The 16,690-nt window shown below is 55.0% G+C and carries 16 protein-coding genes; 10 read left to right on the forward strand and 6 right to left on the reverse strand.

The annotated features are described in order from the left end of the window. Genes purE through ACFQPC_RS16380 form a run of 3 tightly spaced genes read left to right on the forward strand, consistent with a single transcriptional unit; the run spans position 1 to position 2,744 of the window. Positions 1-504: a 5-(carboxyamino)imidazole ribonucleotide mutase gene (gene purE, locus ACFQPC_RS16370; protein ID WP_382272900.1), complete on the forward strand. Its 504-nt coding sequence runs from the start codon at positions 1-3 to the stop codon at positions 502-504. Further along, positions 501-1,700 (forward strand): 5-(carboxyamino)imidazole ribonucleotide synthase, encoded by a 1,200-nt coding sequence (locus ACFQPC_RS16375; protein ID WP_382272901.1) that lies wholly within the window; start codon positions 501-503, stop codon positions 1,698-1,700. The genes purE and ACFQPC_RS16375 overlap by 4 nt, the downstream gene beginning before the upstream one ends. Before the next feature lie 21 nt (positions 1,701-1,721). After that, a complete protein-coding gene (locus tag ACFQPC_RS16380; protein ID WP_382272902.1) occupies positions 1,722-2,744 on the forward strand; it encodes an L-threonylcarbamoyladenylate synthase in 1,023 nt (340 codons plus the stop codon). A 39-nt stretch (positions 2,745-2,783) separates the two neighbouring features. Here the strand turns inward: ACFQPC_RS16380 and ACFQPC_RS16385 are convergent, their stop codons facing one another. After that, positions 2,784-3,284, reverse strand: coding sequence for a flavin reductase family protein (locus ACFQPC_RS16385; protein ID WP_382272903.1), 501 nt, complete (start codon positions 3,282-3,284; stop codon positions 2,784-2,786). A 111-nt stretch (positions 3,285-3,395) separates the two neighbouring features. On the opposite strand from ACFQPC_RS16385, the gene ACFQPC_RS16390 reads away from it, so the two are divergent. From ACFQPC_RS16390 to ACFQPC_RS16400, 3 genes are all read left to right on the forward strand, one after another. After that, entirely contained in the window at positions 3,396-4,022 is a 627-nt protein-coding gene (locus ACFQPC_RS16390; RefSeq protein ID WP_382272904.1) for an AMP-binding protein, read from the forward strand. Positions 4,023-4,149: 127 nt separating this feature from the next. Continuing rightward, positions 4,150-4,689 (forward strand): peptide-methionine (S)-S-oxide reductase MsrA, encoded by a 540-nt coding sequence (msrA, locus tag ACFQPC_RS16395; protein ID WP_382272905.1) that lies wholly within the window; start codon positions 4,150-4,152, stop codon positions 4,687-4,689. Positions 4,690-4,720: 31 nt separating this feature from the next. Then, complete coding sequence (locus ACFQPC_RS16400) at positions 4,721-5,773, forward strand: GMP reductase (protein ID WP_382272906.1); 1,053 nt, start codon at positions 4,721-4,723, stop codon at positions 5,771-5,773. Between the two features lie 17 nt (positions 5,774-5,790). Here the strand turns inward: ACFQPC_RS16400 and tcdA are convergent, their stop codons facing one another. After that, positions 5,791-6,642 (reverse strand): tRNA cyclic N6-threonylcarbamoyladenosine(37) synthase TcdA, encoded by an 852-nt coding sequence (gene tcdA, locus ACFQPC_RS16405; protein ID WP_382272907.1) that lies wholly within the window; start codon positions 6,640-6,642, stop codon positions 5,791-5,793. Positions 6,643-6,865: 223 nt separating this feature from the next. Here tcdA and pdxH point away from each other — a divergent pair, with 223 nt between their 5' ends. Continuing rightward, positions 6,866-7,501: a pyridoxamine 5'-phosphate oxidase gene (gene pdxH, locus ACFQPC_RS16410; RefSeq protein WP_382272908.1), complete on the forward strand. Its 636-nt coding sequence runs from the start codon at positions 6,866-6,868 to the stop codon at positions 7,499-7,501. 73 nt (positions 7,502-7,574) lie between these two features. On the opposite strand, the gene ACFQPC_RS16415 is transcribed toward pdxH, so the two are convergent. Continuing rightward, complete coding sequence (locus ACFQPC_RS16415) at positions 7,575-9,167, reverse strand: glycosyltransferase family 39 protein (RefSeq protein WP_382272909.1); 1,593 nt, start codon at positions 9,165-9,167, stop codon at positions 7,575-7,577. A 193-nt stretch (positions 9,168-9,360) separates the two neighbouring features. On the opposite strand from ACFQPC_RS16415, the gene ACFQPC_RS16420 reads away from it, so the two are divergent. From ACFQPC_RS16420 to ACFQPC_RS16430, 3 genes are read left to right on the forward strand one after another with little or no spacing between them, the layout of a single operon-like run. After that, complete coding sequence (locus ACFQPC_RS16420) at positions 9,361-10,389, forward strand: glycosyltransferase family 2 protein (protein WP_382272910.1); 1,029 nt, start codon at positions 9,361-9,363, stop codon at positions 10,387-10,389. Next, complete coding sequence (locus ACFQPC_RS16425) at positions 10,380-10,790, forward strand: GtrA family protein (protein WP_382272911.1); 411 nt, start codon at positions 10,380-10,382, stop codon at positions 10,788-10,790. The genes ACFQPC_RS16420 and ACFQPC_RS16425 overlap by 10 nt, the downstream gene beginning before the upstream one ends. A 15-nt stretch (positions 10,791-10,805) precedes the next feature. Beyond that, positions 10,806-11,597, forward strand: coding sequence for a ChbG/HpnK family deacetylase (locus tag ACFQPC_RS16430; RefSeq protein WP_382272912.1), 792 nt, complete (start codon positions 10,806-10,808; stop codon positions 11,595-11,597). A 13-nt stretch (positions 11,598-11,610) separates the two neighbouring features. On the opposite strand, the gene ACFQPC_RS16435 is transcribed toward ACFQPC_RS16430, so the two are convergent. The 3 genes from ACFQPC_RS16435 to ACFQPC_RS16445 all read right to left on the reverse strand — a co-directional run bounded on the left by ACFQPC_RS16435 (position 11,611) and on the right by ACFQPC_RS16445 (position 16,417). Then, entirely contained in the window at positions 11,611-12,318 is a 708-nt protein-coding gene (locus ACFQPC_RS16435; RefSeq protein ID WP_382272913.1) for a response regulator transcription factor, read from the reverse strand. A 33-nt stretch (positions 12,319-12,351) separates the two neighbouring features. Continuing rightward, positions 12,352-14,643: a CHASE2 domain-containing protein gene (locus ACFQPC_RS16440; protein WP_382272964.1), complete on the reverse strand. Its 2,292-nt coding sequence runs from the start codon at positions 14,641-14,643 to the stop codon at positions 12,352-12,354. Between the two features lie 94 nt (positions 14,644-14,737). After that, entirely contained in the window at positions 14,738-16,417 is a 1,680-nt protein-coding gene (locus ACFQPC_RS16445) for a FecR family protein (protein ID WP_382272914.1), read from the reverse strand. Positions 16,418-16,690: the final 273 nt, after the last annotated feature.

Raw genomic sequence — 16,690 nt, forward strand, 5'->3', positions numbered from 1 at the left:
ATGGCAGACGCATTGACGACTAAGCCGCTGGTTGGCGTAGTGATGGGTTCTTCATCCGACTGGGATGTGATGCAACACGCGGTGGCGATCCTGAAGGAATTCGGCATTGCCCATGAAGCCCAGGTGATTTCTGCGCACCGCATGCCGGACCAGATGTTTGCCTATGCTGAATCGGCGCGTAGCCGTGGTTTGCGCGCCATCATCGCCGGTGCCGGCGGTGCCGCGCACTTGCCGGGCATGGTAGCGGCAAAAACCATCGTGCCTGTGCTCGGTGTACCGGTGCCATCCAAATACCTGCGTGGTGAAGACTCCTTGCTGTCCATAGTGCAAATGCCGAAAGGCATCCCGGTTTCGACCTTTGCCATCGGTGAAGCAGGGGCAGCGAATGCTGCGCTGGCGGCGATCGCCATCCTCGCCACCACTGATGACAAACTGGCTGCAAGCCTAGAAGAATTCCGCGCCAAACAAACGCAAATCGCTGTAGAAATGACCCTGCCGACATGAGCACACCGAAACAACTCCCGCCTTTGAATCCTTCCGCAACACCTGGCACCTGGCTGGGTGTCATGGGTGGTGGCCAGCTCGGTCGCATGTTTGCCCATGCCGCACAACAAATGGGTTTCAAGGTTGCAGTGCTGGAGCCGGCACTCGATTGCCCGGCCAGCCATGCCGCCGATTACCTGCATTGCGCGGATTACACCGATAGCGACGCGCTGGTAAAACTGGCGGGTCAATGCGCTGCAGTCACTACTGAATTTGAAAACGTTTCGGCCAAAAGCCTGGCTTTCCTGGCAGAGCGCACTTTCGTTGCGCCATCCGCCGACTGCGTGTCGATCGCACAGGATCGTATGGCCGAGAAGCGCTTCTTCATCGAATGCGCAACGACTTCGGGCGTGTTCCCGGCGTCGCATAAGGAAATTAATTCGACCGCTGATGTCGATGCCGTATCAGATGATTTATTGCCCGGCATCCTGAAAACGGTACGCATGGGCTACGACGGCAAAGGCCAGGTCCGCGTCAAGACACGTGAGGAATTGCACACGGCTTATGCCGGTATGAATGGCGTTGCCTGCGTGCTGGAAAAAATGCTGCCGCTGGCGTATGAAATTTCGGTACTGGCGGCGCGTGGTGCAGACGGCAAGGCAGTGGTGTATCCGATTGCCGAGAATGTACATCGCAACGGTATCCTGTTTACCACTACAGTACCGGGTCCGAACATCACCAGGGCTTCTGCCGAGAAGGCACAGGCGGCAACACTGGCTGTCATCGAACAACTCGGTTATGTCGGCGTGCTGTGCATAGAATTTTTCGTGCTGACCGATGGCTCGCTGGTCGTGAATGAAATGGCACCGCGCCCGCATAATAGCGGTCACTACACCATTGATGCCTGCATCACCAGCCAGTTCGCGCAACAGGCGCGGGCGATGGCACGTTTGCCTTTGGGTGACGTGCGTCAACATTCGCCGGCAGCCATGCTGAATATCCTCGGCGATATCTGGTTCGAGGGTGATTCTGACGAAGCGCGTGAACCGGCATGGGACAAGGTGCTGGCATTGCCGGGGGCAAACCTGCACTTGTACGGCAAGGACAATGCACGCCGTGCACGCAAGATGGGCCACATCACTTTTGTCGCAGCAACGCTGGACGAGGCGCAAGCCAATCTGCGCAAAGCCTGTGACATCCTCGGCATTGCAGCCTGATCAGTCCTGACGAAGTGATCCATGCCTGAAGAATCATTGGACTGGCCGGCAATACGCGATGCTGCACGCAGGCTGGAGCAGGGCGAGCTGGTGGCATTCCCTACCGAGACGGTGTACGGCCTCGGTGCGGATGCCGAAAACCCGGTAGCCGTAGCGAATATTTACGCCGCCAAAGGCCGTCCATCCAATCATCCTGTCATCGTGCATCTCGCACCGGAAGCTGACCTGAACTATTGGGCGCAGTCGGTTTCGCCTGATGCGCAGAAACTGATCGCGGCGTTTTGGCCAGGTCCACTCACACTGATTTTGAAACGTGCCGTGCATATTCCGGATGCCGTCTCCGGCGGGCAGGATTCGATAGGCCTGCGTTGCCCGTCGCATCCGGTAGCGCAAGCTTTGCTGCGTACGTTCAAGGATGGCAAAGGCGGTGTCGCAGCGCCTTCAGCAAATAAATTCGGCCACGTCAGCCCGACCACCGCACAGCATGTGCGCAATGAGTTCGGCAGTGATGCCGATAGCTTGTTGACTTGCATCCTGGATGGCGGGCAAAGCGAAGTCGGGATTGAATCGACCATCGTTGATATGTCGCGTGGGCATGCGGTTTTGTTACGTCCCGGCCATATCAGTGCAGAACAGATTGCCGCAGTAATCGGGTATTTGCCTGCATCGCCGGATCAGGCCGCACCGCGTGCTTCGGGTACCCTGGAGTCGCATTACGCACCACTGACACCGGTGGTACTGGTCGATGGTGAACATTTGCTCGCGGTCCTGCAAAAAATTAATCTGCGTGGTCGCCAGGCGGCCTTGATGCAGTATGCAGTGGATGCGATGCCGCCGGTAGCCGCCAGCATATCCTTGCCGGATACACCGATTGCATACGCGCATGATTTGTATGCGGCTTTGCGTGCGATGGATGATATCCATGCGGATGTGATCGTTGTACAGACACCACCGGCAGATGCTGCCTGGAGTGGCGTCAACGACCGCTTGCGCCGCGCCGCGCACGATTCTGCCGGGATCTTGCAGCGCTTATTGGCGGATTGATGCGGCAGGATTAATGCAGCATCACCAGCGGGCCAGGGTCTACTCGGACAGGAAGCGCCCGCCATGGAACACCAATGGCGCTTGTGCGCGCACATCACAGCATTCCACTTCACCGACAAAGATAACGTGATCGCCTTCCGGATAACGGCTGCGGTTATGACATTCAAACCAGGCAGCAACACCGGATAAGATCGGCAAGCCGGTCGGTGATAGAGTAAAGTCCACACCGGCAAAACGATCATCGCTGGGGCGCGCGAATTTCATTGCCAGTTCGGCCTGGTCAGCAGCCAGGATATTAATGACGTAATGCGAGTTGCCGCTAAATACCGGCATACTTTTGGCAGCCTGGTTCAGGCTCCACAAGACCAGCGGCGGATTGAGCGAGACGGAGTTGAATGAGCTGGCGGTGAGGCCGAGAAAGCTGCCATCTGCCAGGCGGGTCGTGATAATGGTCACGCCGGTAGCAAATTGCGATAGCGCTTCGCGAAAATGACGCGCATCCACCACAGGAGCAACTTTAGGTGAAGAAGAAATAGACATCGGTGTTCCATGAAATTTCATCCATTATGCCGAAAAAGGCAGTTCCATGGCAAAACGCCTCACTGGCAGCAGGGCTTTTTCATAAAATGAGGTCTGCGGAGAATCCTGAATATGACACTTTTTGAATTATTGCGTGACCGGGCCAAGAACCAGTCCACCATGATCGCCTCGCGCTCCAGTCGGCGCGTCGTGACCTATCGTAAATTCTGGTCGCGGATCGAACGCGGTACTGCGCGTTTGAAAAGCGAGTGGAACGTTGAGCCCGGTGATACCGTGGCCTATTGGGGGCTGGGACATCAGGATGCATTGATGTTGTACATTGCAACCGCGCGTTGCGGTGCGCGCTTGCTGCCTTTGGAACACGCATCCTTGCAGCAGGGTAGTACCGCTATCTTGCGTGAGATTCCCGTCAAGATCTTGCTGCATGACGATGACACAGTGTTCGCACACCCGCCCGCTGTCCCCCAGTTAGTCAACCTGTCATCGCTGATCGCAACGCGTTGCCACCATGTCCCGGTGATAGAAGAAGATGCGCAGCGCAGTAGCCTGATTACGCTGTCCGGCGATGCGAAAAGTGGTTTCCATTTGCAGGAAAAAAGCCTGCATCAGCTGTCGTCGGCAATCGTCAACAATCCGGTGCAGGAGTTCCGGATTGCGGCCGCGCTCTTCGATAATGACGTTTTCGCACCACAAGTCTTGTCTACGCTGACCGCCGGCGGCACCATCATTTTCCGTTGAAAGGCCTTGCAACACGGGCGGTACCGATGATTTTCCTATGCGTCGGACGCTCTTTTGTCTGGCAGAGGGTAGGCAGGCGGCAATGGTTTGCGCTACAGTCATAGTCATACATTAAGGGAGCATACGCATGGCAATGGAAATCGCGACTTTGGGCGGTGGATGTTTTTGGTGTACCGAGGCTGTGTTCCAACAGCTCAAGGGCATCAAGGCGGTTGAATCCGGCTATACCGGTGGTCATGTCGAAAACCCGGTGTATGAGCAGATCTGCGAAGGTACGACCGGCCATGCCGAAGTCGTGCGCCTGACTTATGATCCGGAAATCGTCAGTTTCCGTGAAATCCTCGAAGTATTCTTTACCATCCATGATCCGACTACGCTGAATCGCCAGGGCAATGACGTCGGTACCCAATACCGTTCGGTGATTTATTACCACTCACCGGAACAGCAGGATACGGCCAAGCATGTCATTTCCGAAATGGCGAATGTATGGGATGCACCTATCGTGACGGAACTCAGCCCGGCCGAAACTTATTACAAGGCGGAAAGTTATCACCAGAATTACTTCCGCATGAATCCGATGCAGGGTTATTGTGCTTTCATCGTCGCACCCAAGGTTTCCAAGTTCAGGAAAACCTTCAGCGACAAAATCAGCGGAGACATGATTTAAGCCGCTGATCTAATGGCAGGAGGGTTGCATCATGCATATTGAAGAGTCGGTGAAACTGGATTTCAAGGATGTGCTGATACGGCCCAAGCGCTCCACGCTGACATCGCGCCTCGATGTCGATATCTCGCGCGAATTCATTTTCCGTAATTCGCACAATACCTATCGCGGTATCCCCATCATTGCCTCGAACATGGATAGCACCGGCACCATGGCGATGGCGCAAGCCTTGTCCGGCCATGGCCTGTCGGTGGCGCTGCATAAACACTATTCTGCCGATGAACTGGCTGACTTCTTCCTGACCCGGCATGACAAGGGGATTGCGGCATCCGGTGCTTTCTATTCGATGGGCATCAGCCAGCTCGATTTTGAAAAACTGAATGCGGTGATGGCACGTACCGGCGATACGCTGGAATACCTATGCATAGATGTGGCGAATGGTTATACCGAAGGCTTTATCAACTTTGTCAAGAAAGTACGCAAGGCTTATCCGCAATTGACCATCATGGCCGGCAATGTGGTGACAGGTGATATCACCGAAGAATTGATCCTGGCCGGTGCGGATATCGTCAAGGTTGGCATAGGCCCCGGTTCGGTATGCACGACGCGCAAGATGACGGGTGTCGGTTATCCGCAGCTGTCCGCGGTGATTGAATGTGCCGACGCGGCGCACGGTTTGGGTGGGCAGATTTGCGCCGATGGCGGCTGCTCGGTACCGGGCGACCTGGCCAAGGCTTTCGGTGGCGGTGCCGACTTTGTAATGCTGGGCGGCATGCTGGCCGGACATGACGAAAGCGCGGGTGAACTAATTGAACGCGATGGCAAGAAATTCAAGCGTTTCTACGGTATGAGCAGCCGTACCGCGATGGAAAAATATGCGGGTGGTGTGGCCGAGTATCGGGCGGCAGAAGGCAAGGACGTATTGATAGATTATCGCGGCCCGGTCGCCGATACCCTGCAGGATATCCTTGGCGGCGTACGTTCAGCCTGCACCTACGTCGGTGCGCACAAGCTGAAGGAATTGACCAAGCGCACCACCTTCGTACGCGTGACGCAGCAATTGAATGAGGTATTCGGCAAGTCTTGAATAAACGGGTGAACGTCTTAAGCGTTCACCTTGTCTGCAACAGCAGCTTGTTCGGCAGCCTCTGCCAGTTTGCGCAGCACATGCGCCGCTGCTACCAAGCCGAAGGAAGCCGTTACCACCATGGCAGAACCGAAGCCGGCGCAGTTCAAGCCGGTAATGCCGTTTGGTTCATCGCCATCCACCGCGCATACTTCCGCAGTTTCCGGGAAGCGTAAAGGTTCACTGGAAAAAACTGCATCTATCCCGAATTTGTTTTTTGTCCCGCGCGGGAAGCCGTGTTCGGCACGCAAGCGCTTACGCACTTTTGCCAGCAAGGGCTCCTGTTCGGTGCGGCACAGGTCGAGGACTTCTATCCTGGTCGGGTCAATCTGGCCACCGGCGCTGCCTATCGTGACCAGCTTCAGGCCGTGCTGGCGGCAATAGGCGATCAAGGCGGTCTTCGCGCGGACATTGTCGATGGCATCGATGATGTAATCGTAGTGATGCGCGCCTATCATTTCATCGAGATTATCGGCACTGAGGAAATCCTCGATTTCAGTCACTACGCAATAGGGATTGATTTGCGCGATGCGTTCGGCCAGTGCCGTGACCTTCGCTTTGCCGAGGGTATCGGTCAGCGCGTGGATCTGGCGGTTGATATTCGATTCCGCCAGGTTATCCAGGTCTATCATCGTGATCTTGCCGATCGCGCTGCGCGCCAATGCCTCGACCACCCAGGAACCGACGCCGCCGACGCCGATGACGCAGACATGGGCGTTACGGAAGCGTTCCAGTGCGGCGCTGCCATACAGGCGCGCAATGCCGCCGAAACGACGGTCAAAATCGATATCGGGTACGACGGAAAGGGGAGCAGATGCAATTGAAGTCATCCCGCCATTTTAACGGAGGACGGTGTGACTTTTGTGTTTGATGATTCTTTGGCAAGCGCAGATGTGGGATATTCTTGGAAATGCTTGCGCTGGATCAAGCGCAAAGACCTTGTCGCCGGATAATGTGCAATTGTGTGGCTCGTTTTACAATGCATGTACAGGAACATGAAGTCGGGCGCTGCCAGGCGTAAACAGGCAGTCCCATATTAGGAGAACAGTAAGCATGTCGATTGCAGATATCCGTACCGATTACACACAGGCCGCATTGTCGGAGCTGGATACAGATCCGGATCCGGTGGCGCAGTTTGCCAAATGGTTTGATGAGGCATTGCGCGCCGAAGTACCGGAGCCGAATGCGATGAGTGTGTCCACGGTGGCGGCCAACGGTCGTCCATCATCACGTATCTTGCTGATCAAGGATTTCGACCAGCGCGGCTTTACCTGGTTTACCAATTACGACAGCCGTAAGGGGCAGGAACTGGCGCAGAATCCGCATGCCGCTTTGCTATTCCACTGGATTCCATTGGAGCGCGAAGTACGGATTGAAGGCCGGGTAGAGCGTGTCAGTAGTGCCGAGAGTGAGCAGTATTTCCAGAGCCGGCCGGTCAAGAGCCGTTTAAGCGCGCTGGCTTCGGCGCAGAGCCAGCCGGTGGCGGACCGCGCCGTATTGGAAGCGCAATATGCAAAAGTCGAAGCGCAGTATGGCGAGCATCCGCCACGCCCTGAACATTGGGGCGGTTATCGCCTGAAGCCGGATTACATCGAGTTTTGGCAAGGTCGTGCTTCGCGCCTGCATGACCGCATCGTTTATTCGTTGGATAAAGACGGGAAGTGGCAACGGCATCGTTTGCAACCGTAAATCAGTCTGCCATCGTCAATAAAAAAGCCGCTGTCCTGAGGAAGCGGCTTTTTGTTTGTGACAGATGCGGATTTTATTTCGCGTCTTTAATATCCTTGCAGCCGGCTTGCGGCGGGATGATGCCCCATTCCACTACCACCATCGGGCCACCGGCTTTCTTGGTCCATGGAATTTCCAGCGTGCCGTGTTCGGTGCTTTGGGCCATCAGTGCAATCACATCGATACCGATTTCATCAGGATTGACCTCACTGCGATTGATCGCCACCAGCATCCCGCATTTCTCGGCTTTCTCTTGATTGACCCATGGCGCCTTGTGGAAGTCACCATCGATGAATACCTGGACCTGAGGCCCGATATGGGTTGCGATATTGCCACCCAGCCAGGTATCCGACGCGACCAGCGTCAGCGGTGTCTGCATATGGGCTTGCCATTGTGCATGTACCTGGCGGGATACTTCGGCACCCGGGAAGGTGGCACGGCTGGCACGGCCGGATTTGTCAGCCAGCGGCCCGCGTGCCAGGCCATATCCTGCTGCGCCCAGCACCTGGAAAATGATGACGACAATAATGGTCTTGCGCAGCAGTGCCGCATCATTGCCGGCGCGGAAAAACCAGAAAGAGAAGAAGCCGAACAGGACGAAGAAGGTGGTGGCCCAGTGCGCCGCCAGCGGAATCTTGAAGGCGCCGGCGATCAGCAAGGTCAGCCCCAGCGGAGCCAGGCCGATGAAGAGCAGGAAAAAGCGATCCGAAGCCGCCAGTTCGCTTGCAATCTTTGCCGGGCGGGCTGATTTGGGCGTCAGTTTGTATTGGCGACCTGCCCAGATTGCGATGATGACGACGGCGAGGATCAAGAGGGCGATACGTCCCAGATTGGTCAGCAGGAAGCTGAACAAGTCTTGTATTTCAAGCCAGTAGGTCGCTTGCTGTTCCATTTCACTGCTGGCGTAGGCAATCGGACCGGCCGCCTGTTGCTTGAGCCACAGCAAATGCGGCGTTACCATGGCCAGCAAGATGATGGTCGCTAACACAATGCCTTGCCAGGTTTTGGCGCGCAACAGGCGGCCGGTCAGCAGCAGGTACAGGAAGAAGGCCGCGAACTGGATCAGAGCGCTGTATTTGGTCAGGAAGGCGCAGGCGCAGAAGAAGCCGAGTGCGGCCCAGGCGCGCATGCTGTCATAGCGGGTAGCACGGTAGAACATCCAGATGGCACCGGCGACCGACCACAATTGCATCGTATTGTGATTGTTCATGACACCGCGTACGGTGAAGTAGGCGACGACGGAAACCAGCAAAGTGGCGACCAGTGCGCGGCTTTGCGTTGTCATTTCGCAACCGAGCTTCCAGACCAGCCACAGGGTAAGGATGACGCTGAGTTGGCCGGTGAAGAAGGTGAGCCATACCGGGCGGCCGAAAATCGAGACGAGGCCATACAAAATCCACGAGGGCATGGGTGGATGCTTGTAATAACCCCATTCCAGTCCGCTCGCCCAGACCAGCTCTTCCATATTGTCCCAGTCGGGCGCACGGTGGCTGATACCGGTGAAAATGCTCCATAAAGCGAGGTGGAGCAATAAAAGCACGATGACCAGGGGCACCAGATTGGACGAATTCAGCGAAAACAGCCCGCTGTTTTTATTGGACGAGGAAACTGCTTGAGTTGGCATCATCGGTAAGCTGGAAAAGGTATATACATGTTAGACGCGGAAACAGTTCTAGTTTAGCAATCGCATACAGTGGCGGTGAATTATAATCGTTGCTCAGAAGCGACTTACAGACTTTTTTCCCCGCAACCATGCATATATCCTTGATTTTCGCAGAATTGGAAGTGGTCCTGCAATTGTATCCAGAAAGGTTTTTCACATGGTGACAGTGCCAGCGCTACCGAAAAATCGCCCGGCCGATGCCCTGATTTCCTGCGTAATCCCGGCGTATAACGAAGCCGCCCATCTGGCCGACTTCCTGCGCGACTTGCGTAAAACGCTGGCCGGCTTTGCGGCGCGCTATGAAATTATCGTGGTGAATGATGGCAGCAGCGACAACACCGATGAAGTGATGGCACCCTTGTTGGCCGAAAGCGGGCTGCGCTATATCAGCTTCTCACGCAATTTCGGCAAGGAAGCTGCTTTGTCGGCAGGTATAGATGCAGCCCAGGGGGATGCCGTGATCCTGATCGATAGTGATTACCAACATCCGCTGGAACTATTGCCGGAAATGACACGATTGTGGCAAAGCGGCATCGATATGGTGTACGGCGTGATCAGTGACCGCAGTAATGAATCGCGCCTGAAACGCTGGGGCACCGGCATGTTTTACCATTTGATGGAGTCCGGTTCGCCGATTACGATTCCGCGCAATGCCGGTGATTTCCGCCTGATGGATAAGCAGGTCGTGAACGCCTTGCGCCAGTTGCCGGAGCGGAACCGCTTCATGAAGGGTTTGTATGCGTGGGTCGGCTTCAGCAGTATAGCCTTGCCCTTTGTGCCCGCCGATCGCGCGACCGGTGTTTCCAGTTTCAACTATCGCAGCCTGAGTCGCCTGGCCTTGGCCGGCGTGACAGCCTTCACCACTTTGCCGCTGCGTATCTGGAGCGGCGTTGGCGTGGTGATTTCCATCGTTGCGCTGATGTATGCATTCTGGATTGCCGGGGAATCGCTGCTGTTTGGCAATGATGTGCCGGGTTGGTCTACGCTGGCGGCGGGCCTGATGTTTTTTTCCGGTATCCAGCTGATTTCTATCGGTGTCCTCGGTGAATACCTGGGGCGCGTGTATGACGAGGTCAAGAAGCGCCCCTTGTATGTGGTCGCCCACGATATCAATAACGGTCCTTTAAATAGTACGTCGAACAATGCGTTGACATCAGTGGACAAAGACCAGTCGCCATGCGCCTGATGGAATTGTTCCGGGTAATGCGTTTTGGCATCGTCGGCCTGACGGCGGCTGCAGTGCATTATTGGGTGGTGATCGGACTGGTGGAGTTGCTGCACATTGCGCCTTTACAGGCGAATGTGGGAGGTTTTGTCGTTGCCTTCTGGGTCAGTTATTTCGGCCACCGGCACTGGACTTTTTCCGATGCGGTGGCGAGCCATGCGCAGGGTGCGCAACAGTCGTTTTTGCGTTTCCTGGCGGTGGCGGTGCTGGGCTTCTGCATGAATGAATTTTTGTTTTATATATTGCTGCGCTATGCCGGTTTGCCCTACTACGTGGCGCTGGCGATCGTGGTATTCACGGTGGCAGTCATGACTTACATCCTGAGCCGCCTGTGGGCTTTCCGCCATGCGGCTCAACCATAGGAAGCGCAAAACAAGATGACACCGATAGCTGTTTGCTCCGATGACTACGCACAGAATCCCGGTATCGATGCCGGCATCCTGGAGTTACTGGCGTTTGGCCGGCTCAGTGCGGTCAGTTGCTTCAGTACCGCGCCTGCATGGAAAACCGGTGCAGCCGCCGCCCTGCGCGAGCATAAGGGGCAGGCGGATATCGGTTTGCATTTCAATCTGACTGAAGGCTTTGGCCGGGAAAAAATGCCGAGCTTGCATGCGGTGATATTGCGCAGCTTGCTCAAGGGGATGAATGCAGATCGCCTGCAGCAGGAATTGGAGCGGCAACTGGATGCGTTTGAAGCTGGCTACGGCCAGCCACCGGACTTCATCGACGGGCACCAGCATGTGCATCAATTGCCGGGCGTGCGACAAATCGTGCTGCAAGTAATCAAACGTCGCTATGCAGGCCATCCGGTCTGGGTCCGCAATACGGTCCCGGCAAATCCGGCCTGGAGTGGCAAACCGCAAATCCTGAAATACCTGGGTGGGCAGGCATTGGCGGCCGGTTTAAAAATATCCGGAATCAAAAGCAACCACGGTTTTGCCGGCGTCTATGGTTTTGATCGGGAAGATTATGCGGCATGCTTCCAGGAGTGGCTGGCGGCAGCACAGCCGGGCATGCTGATCATGTGCCATCCGGCGACCGAGGTCTATCCGGATGATGTCATTGCCCGGCAGAGGGTGGTGGAATACGGCTTCTTCCGTTCACAACAGTACCTGGATATGCTGGCAGCCGCGCAACTTAAACTGGCACGGCTATCCAGCATAGGGTAATGCCGGTCGGCGTTTAAAACGTATCCAGGCGATAGCCTATGGTGTAGACCGTCGTCAGGCGCACATTGTTGTCGAGTTTGAGTTGCAGCTTGGTCCGGACTTGCGACATATGCGTATCCAGCGTACGCGAAGTCATCATCAGTTCACGTCCCCACACTTCTTCCATGATGCGCTCACGCGAAATCAATTGCCCGATGTTTTGGAAAAAGAGTGCTGCAATATCAAATTCCTTCGGTTTCAGTTCGACCGGTTCGCCGCGGATGGTGGCGGTTTTGCGCAACAGGTCAAAATTGAAAATGCCGACTTCGACTGCCGTAGCTTGCGGCGCGACAATTGCGGCATCGCTTTCCGACACATGGCGTATGCGCTTGGATAAGGCATGGATACGGGCTGACAGTTCCGCCTCGCGTATCGGTTTGGTCATGTAGTCATCCGCGCCGGCCATCAGGCCTGCGACTATGTTTTCTTCCAGTACCCGATTGGTGAGGAACATCACGATGATGTTCTCGCCTATGCTGCCACGCACCCATTCGATGACATCTTTCCCCGTCATGTCAGGCACATGCCAATCCAGTACCAGGATGTCGAAGCGCTGGGTTTGCAGTGCGGTGATCAGCGATTTTCCGTCCGCGAAAGAAGTGCATTCGTGGCCGGCATCGGTAATGACCTGATGGATAAGTTGCGATTCAATCGGATCATCTTCCAGTGACGCTATTCTCATGGCTTACTCTCTAACTCCGTTTTTTTAATTAAATTAACCGATCACGCAAGGCAGGGTGATGGTGAACGTACTCCCTTTTCCCACGGTGCTGCTTACTTCTATGGTTCCGTTGTGACGTTCGACGACCATTTTTACAAAAGCCAGTCCCAGTCCGACACCATCACGATCCTGTTCATCTGCACGCAGGAAGGGTGAAAAAATCGCCGCCAGGTCGGTCTCGGAAATGCCTTTTCCGTGATCACTGATATTGCAAATGACACTGCTTCCCGTATTGGTATGCACGGGGCGGGCACTGCAAACAATTTCAGAGCCCTTGGGACTGAATTTGATTGCATTTGATAAAAGGTTGCCGAGTGCCCGGATAAGTAATGAGCGATCGACATTCAGCCAGCAGTTCCCTACTTCATGTGCGTCGACCACGATGGTGATGGATTTGCCGTGTGCAAAAGCCCACATGTCGTCTGCGGCCTCTGCCAGCAACGACGAGAAATCAGTGTCTTGTAGTTGATAAGACTGTGATTCGGCTTTAGCCAGATGCACGAAGTCATCGGCCAGGTTCAGCGTGGTTTCTACAGATTTTTCAATGCGATTGAGGAATTCCGGAATCGCAAACGCGGTACTTGGATTCCTTTGTAACTGGATCAGGGCCAGGATCGAAGACTGCGGTACACGCATATCATGCGAGATAAAGTTCAGGCTTTCTTCGCGGCGTCGCTCTGCAGCGCGCAAGCTGGTTACATCGATCAGTGAGACGATCCAGCCCAACATGGAGCCGTCTGTCATACGCGAAGGGGCGGATTTAATCAGGAATTCGCCCTTATTAATATCGCGTGTTTCAATTTCAACGGCCGTGTTGCCCGGTGTTGAATGTAATAGGGCTTCGCGCCAGTCGCTACGTGTGGTGCCGACATCTGGTGGCATGTCGAACTTGGAAAAAATTGCTTCCAGGGTCGGGGTTTGCGCCTTGTCCAAACCGAGGGTGCCGAAGTATTCCCGTGCAATGCGGTTGTACATCAGTAGTTCGCCCGTCTGCGACAAGACCAGCGTGGCGTCGGGCATACTGTTCAGATTGTCGATAACAAACTGATGCATATCGCGGGAGCGATTGGCAGCAATGCGTATGGCAGCGATTTGACGATCCAGGTAGTCCGAGTTCTTGATACGGGTGGTTTCATTGGCATGACGCAAGACCATCGGCGTGGTTTGATTCAGGCGGGCAAATTCTTCGCTCAGGTAGGCCAGTGCCGCTTCGAGGCGGCGCCAGCTCCACAACGGGTAAACGATGACCACCATTAATACGGCCGCGCTCGGCGGTATCCATAATTCTTCGAGGAAGGCGCCGTAAGTCAGTGCGCTGATGAGGCTGGCCAGGAAGAGTGTCAAGCCGAGTGCGCCAAAAGGCGAGAAATAGCGACAGGCGAGCAGTGCCAGCGAGGTGGAAAGTAGCGTGAATAAAATGGTTTGCCATCTGGCTGCGGTACTGATATTCCGATCCTCTATCAATCCGGTCAGGATATTGGCATTGATTTCGACCCCGGACATTGCTTCGTGGTCGGTCGTCACCGGCGTTGCAAATGTGGATGCAATGCCGGATGCGGTCGCTCCCACCAAGACATATTTATCCGTGAAGAAGCTGGCCGGAATTTTCCCTGACAAGACATCGATATAAGAGATGGTCTTGAAGTGGCCTGGCCCACCGGCATAGGGAATACGCGCCAGATGGTCGCCTTGCAAAATATCAGTGAGGCCCGCGTTCGCATTATCTGCGGCGGCAGTGCTATCGACGTTCGCGTTTCGCTCATCGTTGCTGTGAGCGGCATTAAAAACCGCCAATGCAAACTGTGGCCACGAAATGCCATGCAAATTTTCCTGCAGGTAGATACCGCGGACTACACCGTCGGCCTCAAACGTAAAGTGGATATGGCCGAGGCCATTGGCGGCCTGGCGAAAGGCCGGCAGCGGCAACGTGGGTTGCAGGCCGGCAGGGGTGCGTTCAATCAATACCGGTAAAACGGTGCGTTTGTTGTTGGCCAGCGCAGTTGCCAGCAAGGCGTCGTCATCGGATACGTACTGCGGCTCGGCGAAAATGATATCCATGCCGACCGCCTTGGCTTTGGCTGCGGTCAGGATATCGAGTAATTGCGCATGGGTACGTCGTTGCCATGGCCAGCGGCCGAGTGACGCAATACTGAATTCATCGATGGCAACAATAACAACATCAGACGGCGCCTGGCGTTGTGTCGCTTTGACCAGGTTATCGTAAATGAAGCGATCAGCCTGGCCCAGGCCGTTTTCGTATCCTAGGCCGACGGCCAGCAAGAGCATGAGCAATAGAAAGATGCGCCATTCCTTCCTTAGCGGAGAGCGAACGGTTCGCAAATTTGGCGTCATGTATCGGGTAAGCACTCCGCGCAACTAACTAAAAGCTGGTACCCAGAGGCTGTCCCTGTGATTCGAGCGGGACGTCGTATTCGGTTCTCCATTGCATTGGTACGGAGAATTTTTGTGCCGGTGAGAACGCGCCGACGAAACCGTCATCGTCGGTACTACGTACGCGAGCGTAATAAATGCCGGCTTCCGGACGCGGAATGGCGACTTCGGCAGTCGACGTCTCTATATTGTTGATGAGTGTGGTGAATTCAGGTGTGGCTGCGACCTGGAAGGTAAAGCGTTGTCCCGGTGCTGCACTCCACGAAAAATGGATTTCTTTCTGGCCGATATTGGCGGCAGGTGCAGCCAATCCTGCCAATACGGCCAATGGCTTCGCATCACCGAACGGTCCTTGCTTGGATGTACCGGCAGCTTGGATGATCGAAGCGACACGCCAGTAATAGTTGCCATTTGCCAGCAACGCCACCAATTGATCGGCGCCGGTTTCAGTCACCTGATCCAGTACGATGGTTTTGAATGCAGCATCGCTTGCCACTTGCAGGCGGTAATTGCTGATGCCTTCGGTGAGCGCCCACTTCATGGTGACGGGAATACGGCCGTCTTGTACTGCACCCTGGAATTTGGCACCCGGTTGCAACAGGAATGGTGGGAATGGACGGGCGTCAACGCGGAAGGCTTGTATGGTGGATACACCTTCGAGTCCGACTGCATCCAGCGCGCTGGTACGGACAAAGTAAGCGCCGTCTTCCAGGTTTTCCAGTTTCGCTACGCCTTGCCCATTGTTACTGCGGGCACTGGTCTCAGCAATATTATTTTTCCCGGCCGCGTCTGTCGAAATGATCACGCGGAACGAGGTGGCACCCGGGTGCGAGAGGGTGAACTGAATCGGCAAACGCAACTGCTGCTGGTAGCCATCGAGTAGCGCAGGTGCGGTCAGCAGTGCGACTGGTTTATTCACGCGTCCGTTTTCTACCACCGTGCCATAACCGGCCGCGACCAGCTGCTTGCTGGGTTTGTTGACGGCAGTGTTTTGCGCGACAGCGACTTTTCCTTCGATGACTTCATTCAAGACACGCTGCTCGTCGAGGTTCACGCGGAAGTTGGTGCCACGTACGCCGGAGACGGCCAGCGGGCTGATGACTTCATATTTGCTTTCAGGTTTGGTGAAAGGCGTGACCTGCGATTCAATCCGGCCTTTTTGCAGATACAGCTGGGTGCGCGGGGTTTCGACATAGGGCGTTGCACGCAGCAGGCGCAGGCTGACTACGCTATTCGGCGGCAGCGTGAATTGTGTACCATCGTCCAGCATCAGCGAGATGAAGCTATTGGCCATCGTGGTCAGCGTATCGCCTTCCTTTAACATGGCATCGATCTTGGCTTCTATGCTGCTGCCATCGCGGCCGCGGATAACAACGTCGCCAAAGAAAGTCTTGATCCGGGCAAACGCGGAGACCGGCGTCAATAAGCGCGTAGGAATCAGGACTTTACGACCGATAGGAATAGCCCGGTCGTTTTCGATCTGGTTGGTTTGTCCGATCGTGCGCCAGTGTTTGATATTGCCGGTAAATTTTTGCGAAATACTGGACAAGGTTTCGTGTTGCGAAACTGAATAGATGACGCCGTCCCGTGTGACGCTGATATTTTCGGCGGTATAGGCGGATGAGCTGACTGCTATTAACAGTAATGCGCTGGCTATGGTTTTCAACACTGCTTGCCTCGTAAAGTACTTCGCGAAACGCTTAAATATATGGTGTTTTATTGATTTCGGGAATTATAGGTGGATCAGGAAAGACGAACGCTGGTGAAACGTTAACATTTGCAAACATCGCCCCCGTATGTCCTTGTTTTTGTTAGGGCTGGCCTCGTTTTCCATAATACCGAGGAGATGAGGATTAAATCTGGTACATGCGTGCACATTTATTTCCACATGGAAATACTTTGCTGTGGCTTTTTTGCAAAAAACAATAAGTTGTGCGCCAGC

It is taken from the genome of Herminiimonas glaciei, assembly GCF_042664955.1.
Lineage (GTDB): Bacteria > Pseudomonadota > Gammaproteobacteria > Burkholderiales > Burkholderiaceae_D > Oxalicibacterium > Oxalicibacterium glaciei.

Bases quoted from the DNA above. Each gene is read 5' to 3' on its own strand.
- pdxH (WP_382272908.1), top strand. From the start codon at position 6,866: ATGTCGATTGCAGATATCCGTACCGATTACACACAGGCCGCATTGTCG.
- ACFQPC_RS16415 (WP_382272909.1), bottom strand. From the start codon at position 9,167: ATGATGCCAACTCAAGCAGTTTCCTCGTCCAATAAAAACAGCGGGCTG.
- ACFQPC_RS16400 (WP_382272906.1), top strand. From the start codon at position 4,721: ATGCATATTGAAGAGTCGGTGAAACTGGATTTCAAGGATGTGCTGATA.
- ACFQPC_RS16420 (WP_382272910.1), top strand. From the start codon at position 9,361: ATGGTGACAGTGCCAGCGCTACCGAAAAATCGCCCGGCCGATGCCCTG.
- purE (WP_382272900.1), top strand. From the start codon at position 1: ATGGCAGACGCATTGACGACTAAGCCGCTGGTTGGCGTAGTGATGGGT.
- ACFQPC_RS16385 (WP_382272903.1), bottom strand. From the start codon at position 3,284: ATGTCTATTTCTTCTTCACCTAAAGTTGCTCCTGTGGTGGATGCGCGT.
- tcdA (WP_382272907.1), bottom strand. From the start codon at position 6,642: ATGACTTCAATTGCATCTGCTCCCCTTTCCGTCGTACCCGATATCGAT.
- ACFQPC_RS16430 (WP_382272912.1), top strand. From the start codon at position 10,806: ATGACACCGATAGCTGTTTGCTCCGATGACTACGCACAGAATCCCGGT.
- ACFQPC_RS16435 (WP_382272913.1), bottom strand. From the start codon at position 12,318: ATGAGAATAGCGTCACTGGAAGATGATCCGATTGAATCGCAACTTATC.
- ACFQPC_RS16425 (WP_382272911.1), top strand. From the start codon at position 10,380: ATGCGCCTGATGGAATTGTTCCGGGTAATGCGTTTTGGCATCGTCGGC.
- ACFQPC_RS16375 (WP_382272901.1), top strand. From the start codon at position 501: ATGAGCACACCGAAACAACTCCCGCCTTTGAATCCTTCCGCAACACCT.
- msrA (WP_382272905.1), top strand. From the start codon at position 4,150: ATGGCAATGGAAATCGCGACTTTGGGCGGTGGATGTTTTTGGTGTACC.
- ACFQPC_RS16390 (WP_382272904.1), top strand. From the start codon at position 3,396: ATGACACTTTTTGAATTATTGCGTGACCGGGCCAAGAACCAGTCCACC.
- ACFQPC_RS16380 (WP_382272902.1), top strand. From the start codon at position 1,722: ATGCCTGAAGAATCATTGGACTGGCCGGCAATACGCGATGCTGCACGC.
- ACFQPC_RS16440 (WP_382272964.1), bottom strand. From the start codon at position 14,643: ATGCTCTTGCTGGCCGTCGGCCTAGGATACGAAAACGGCCTGGGCCAG.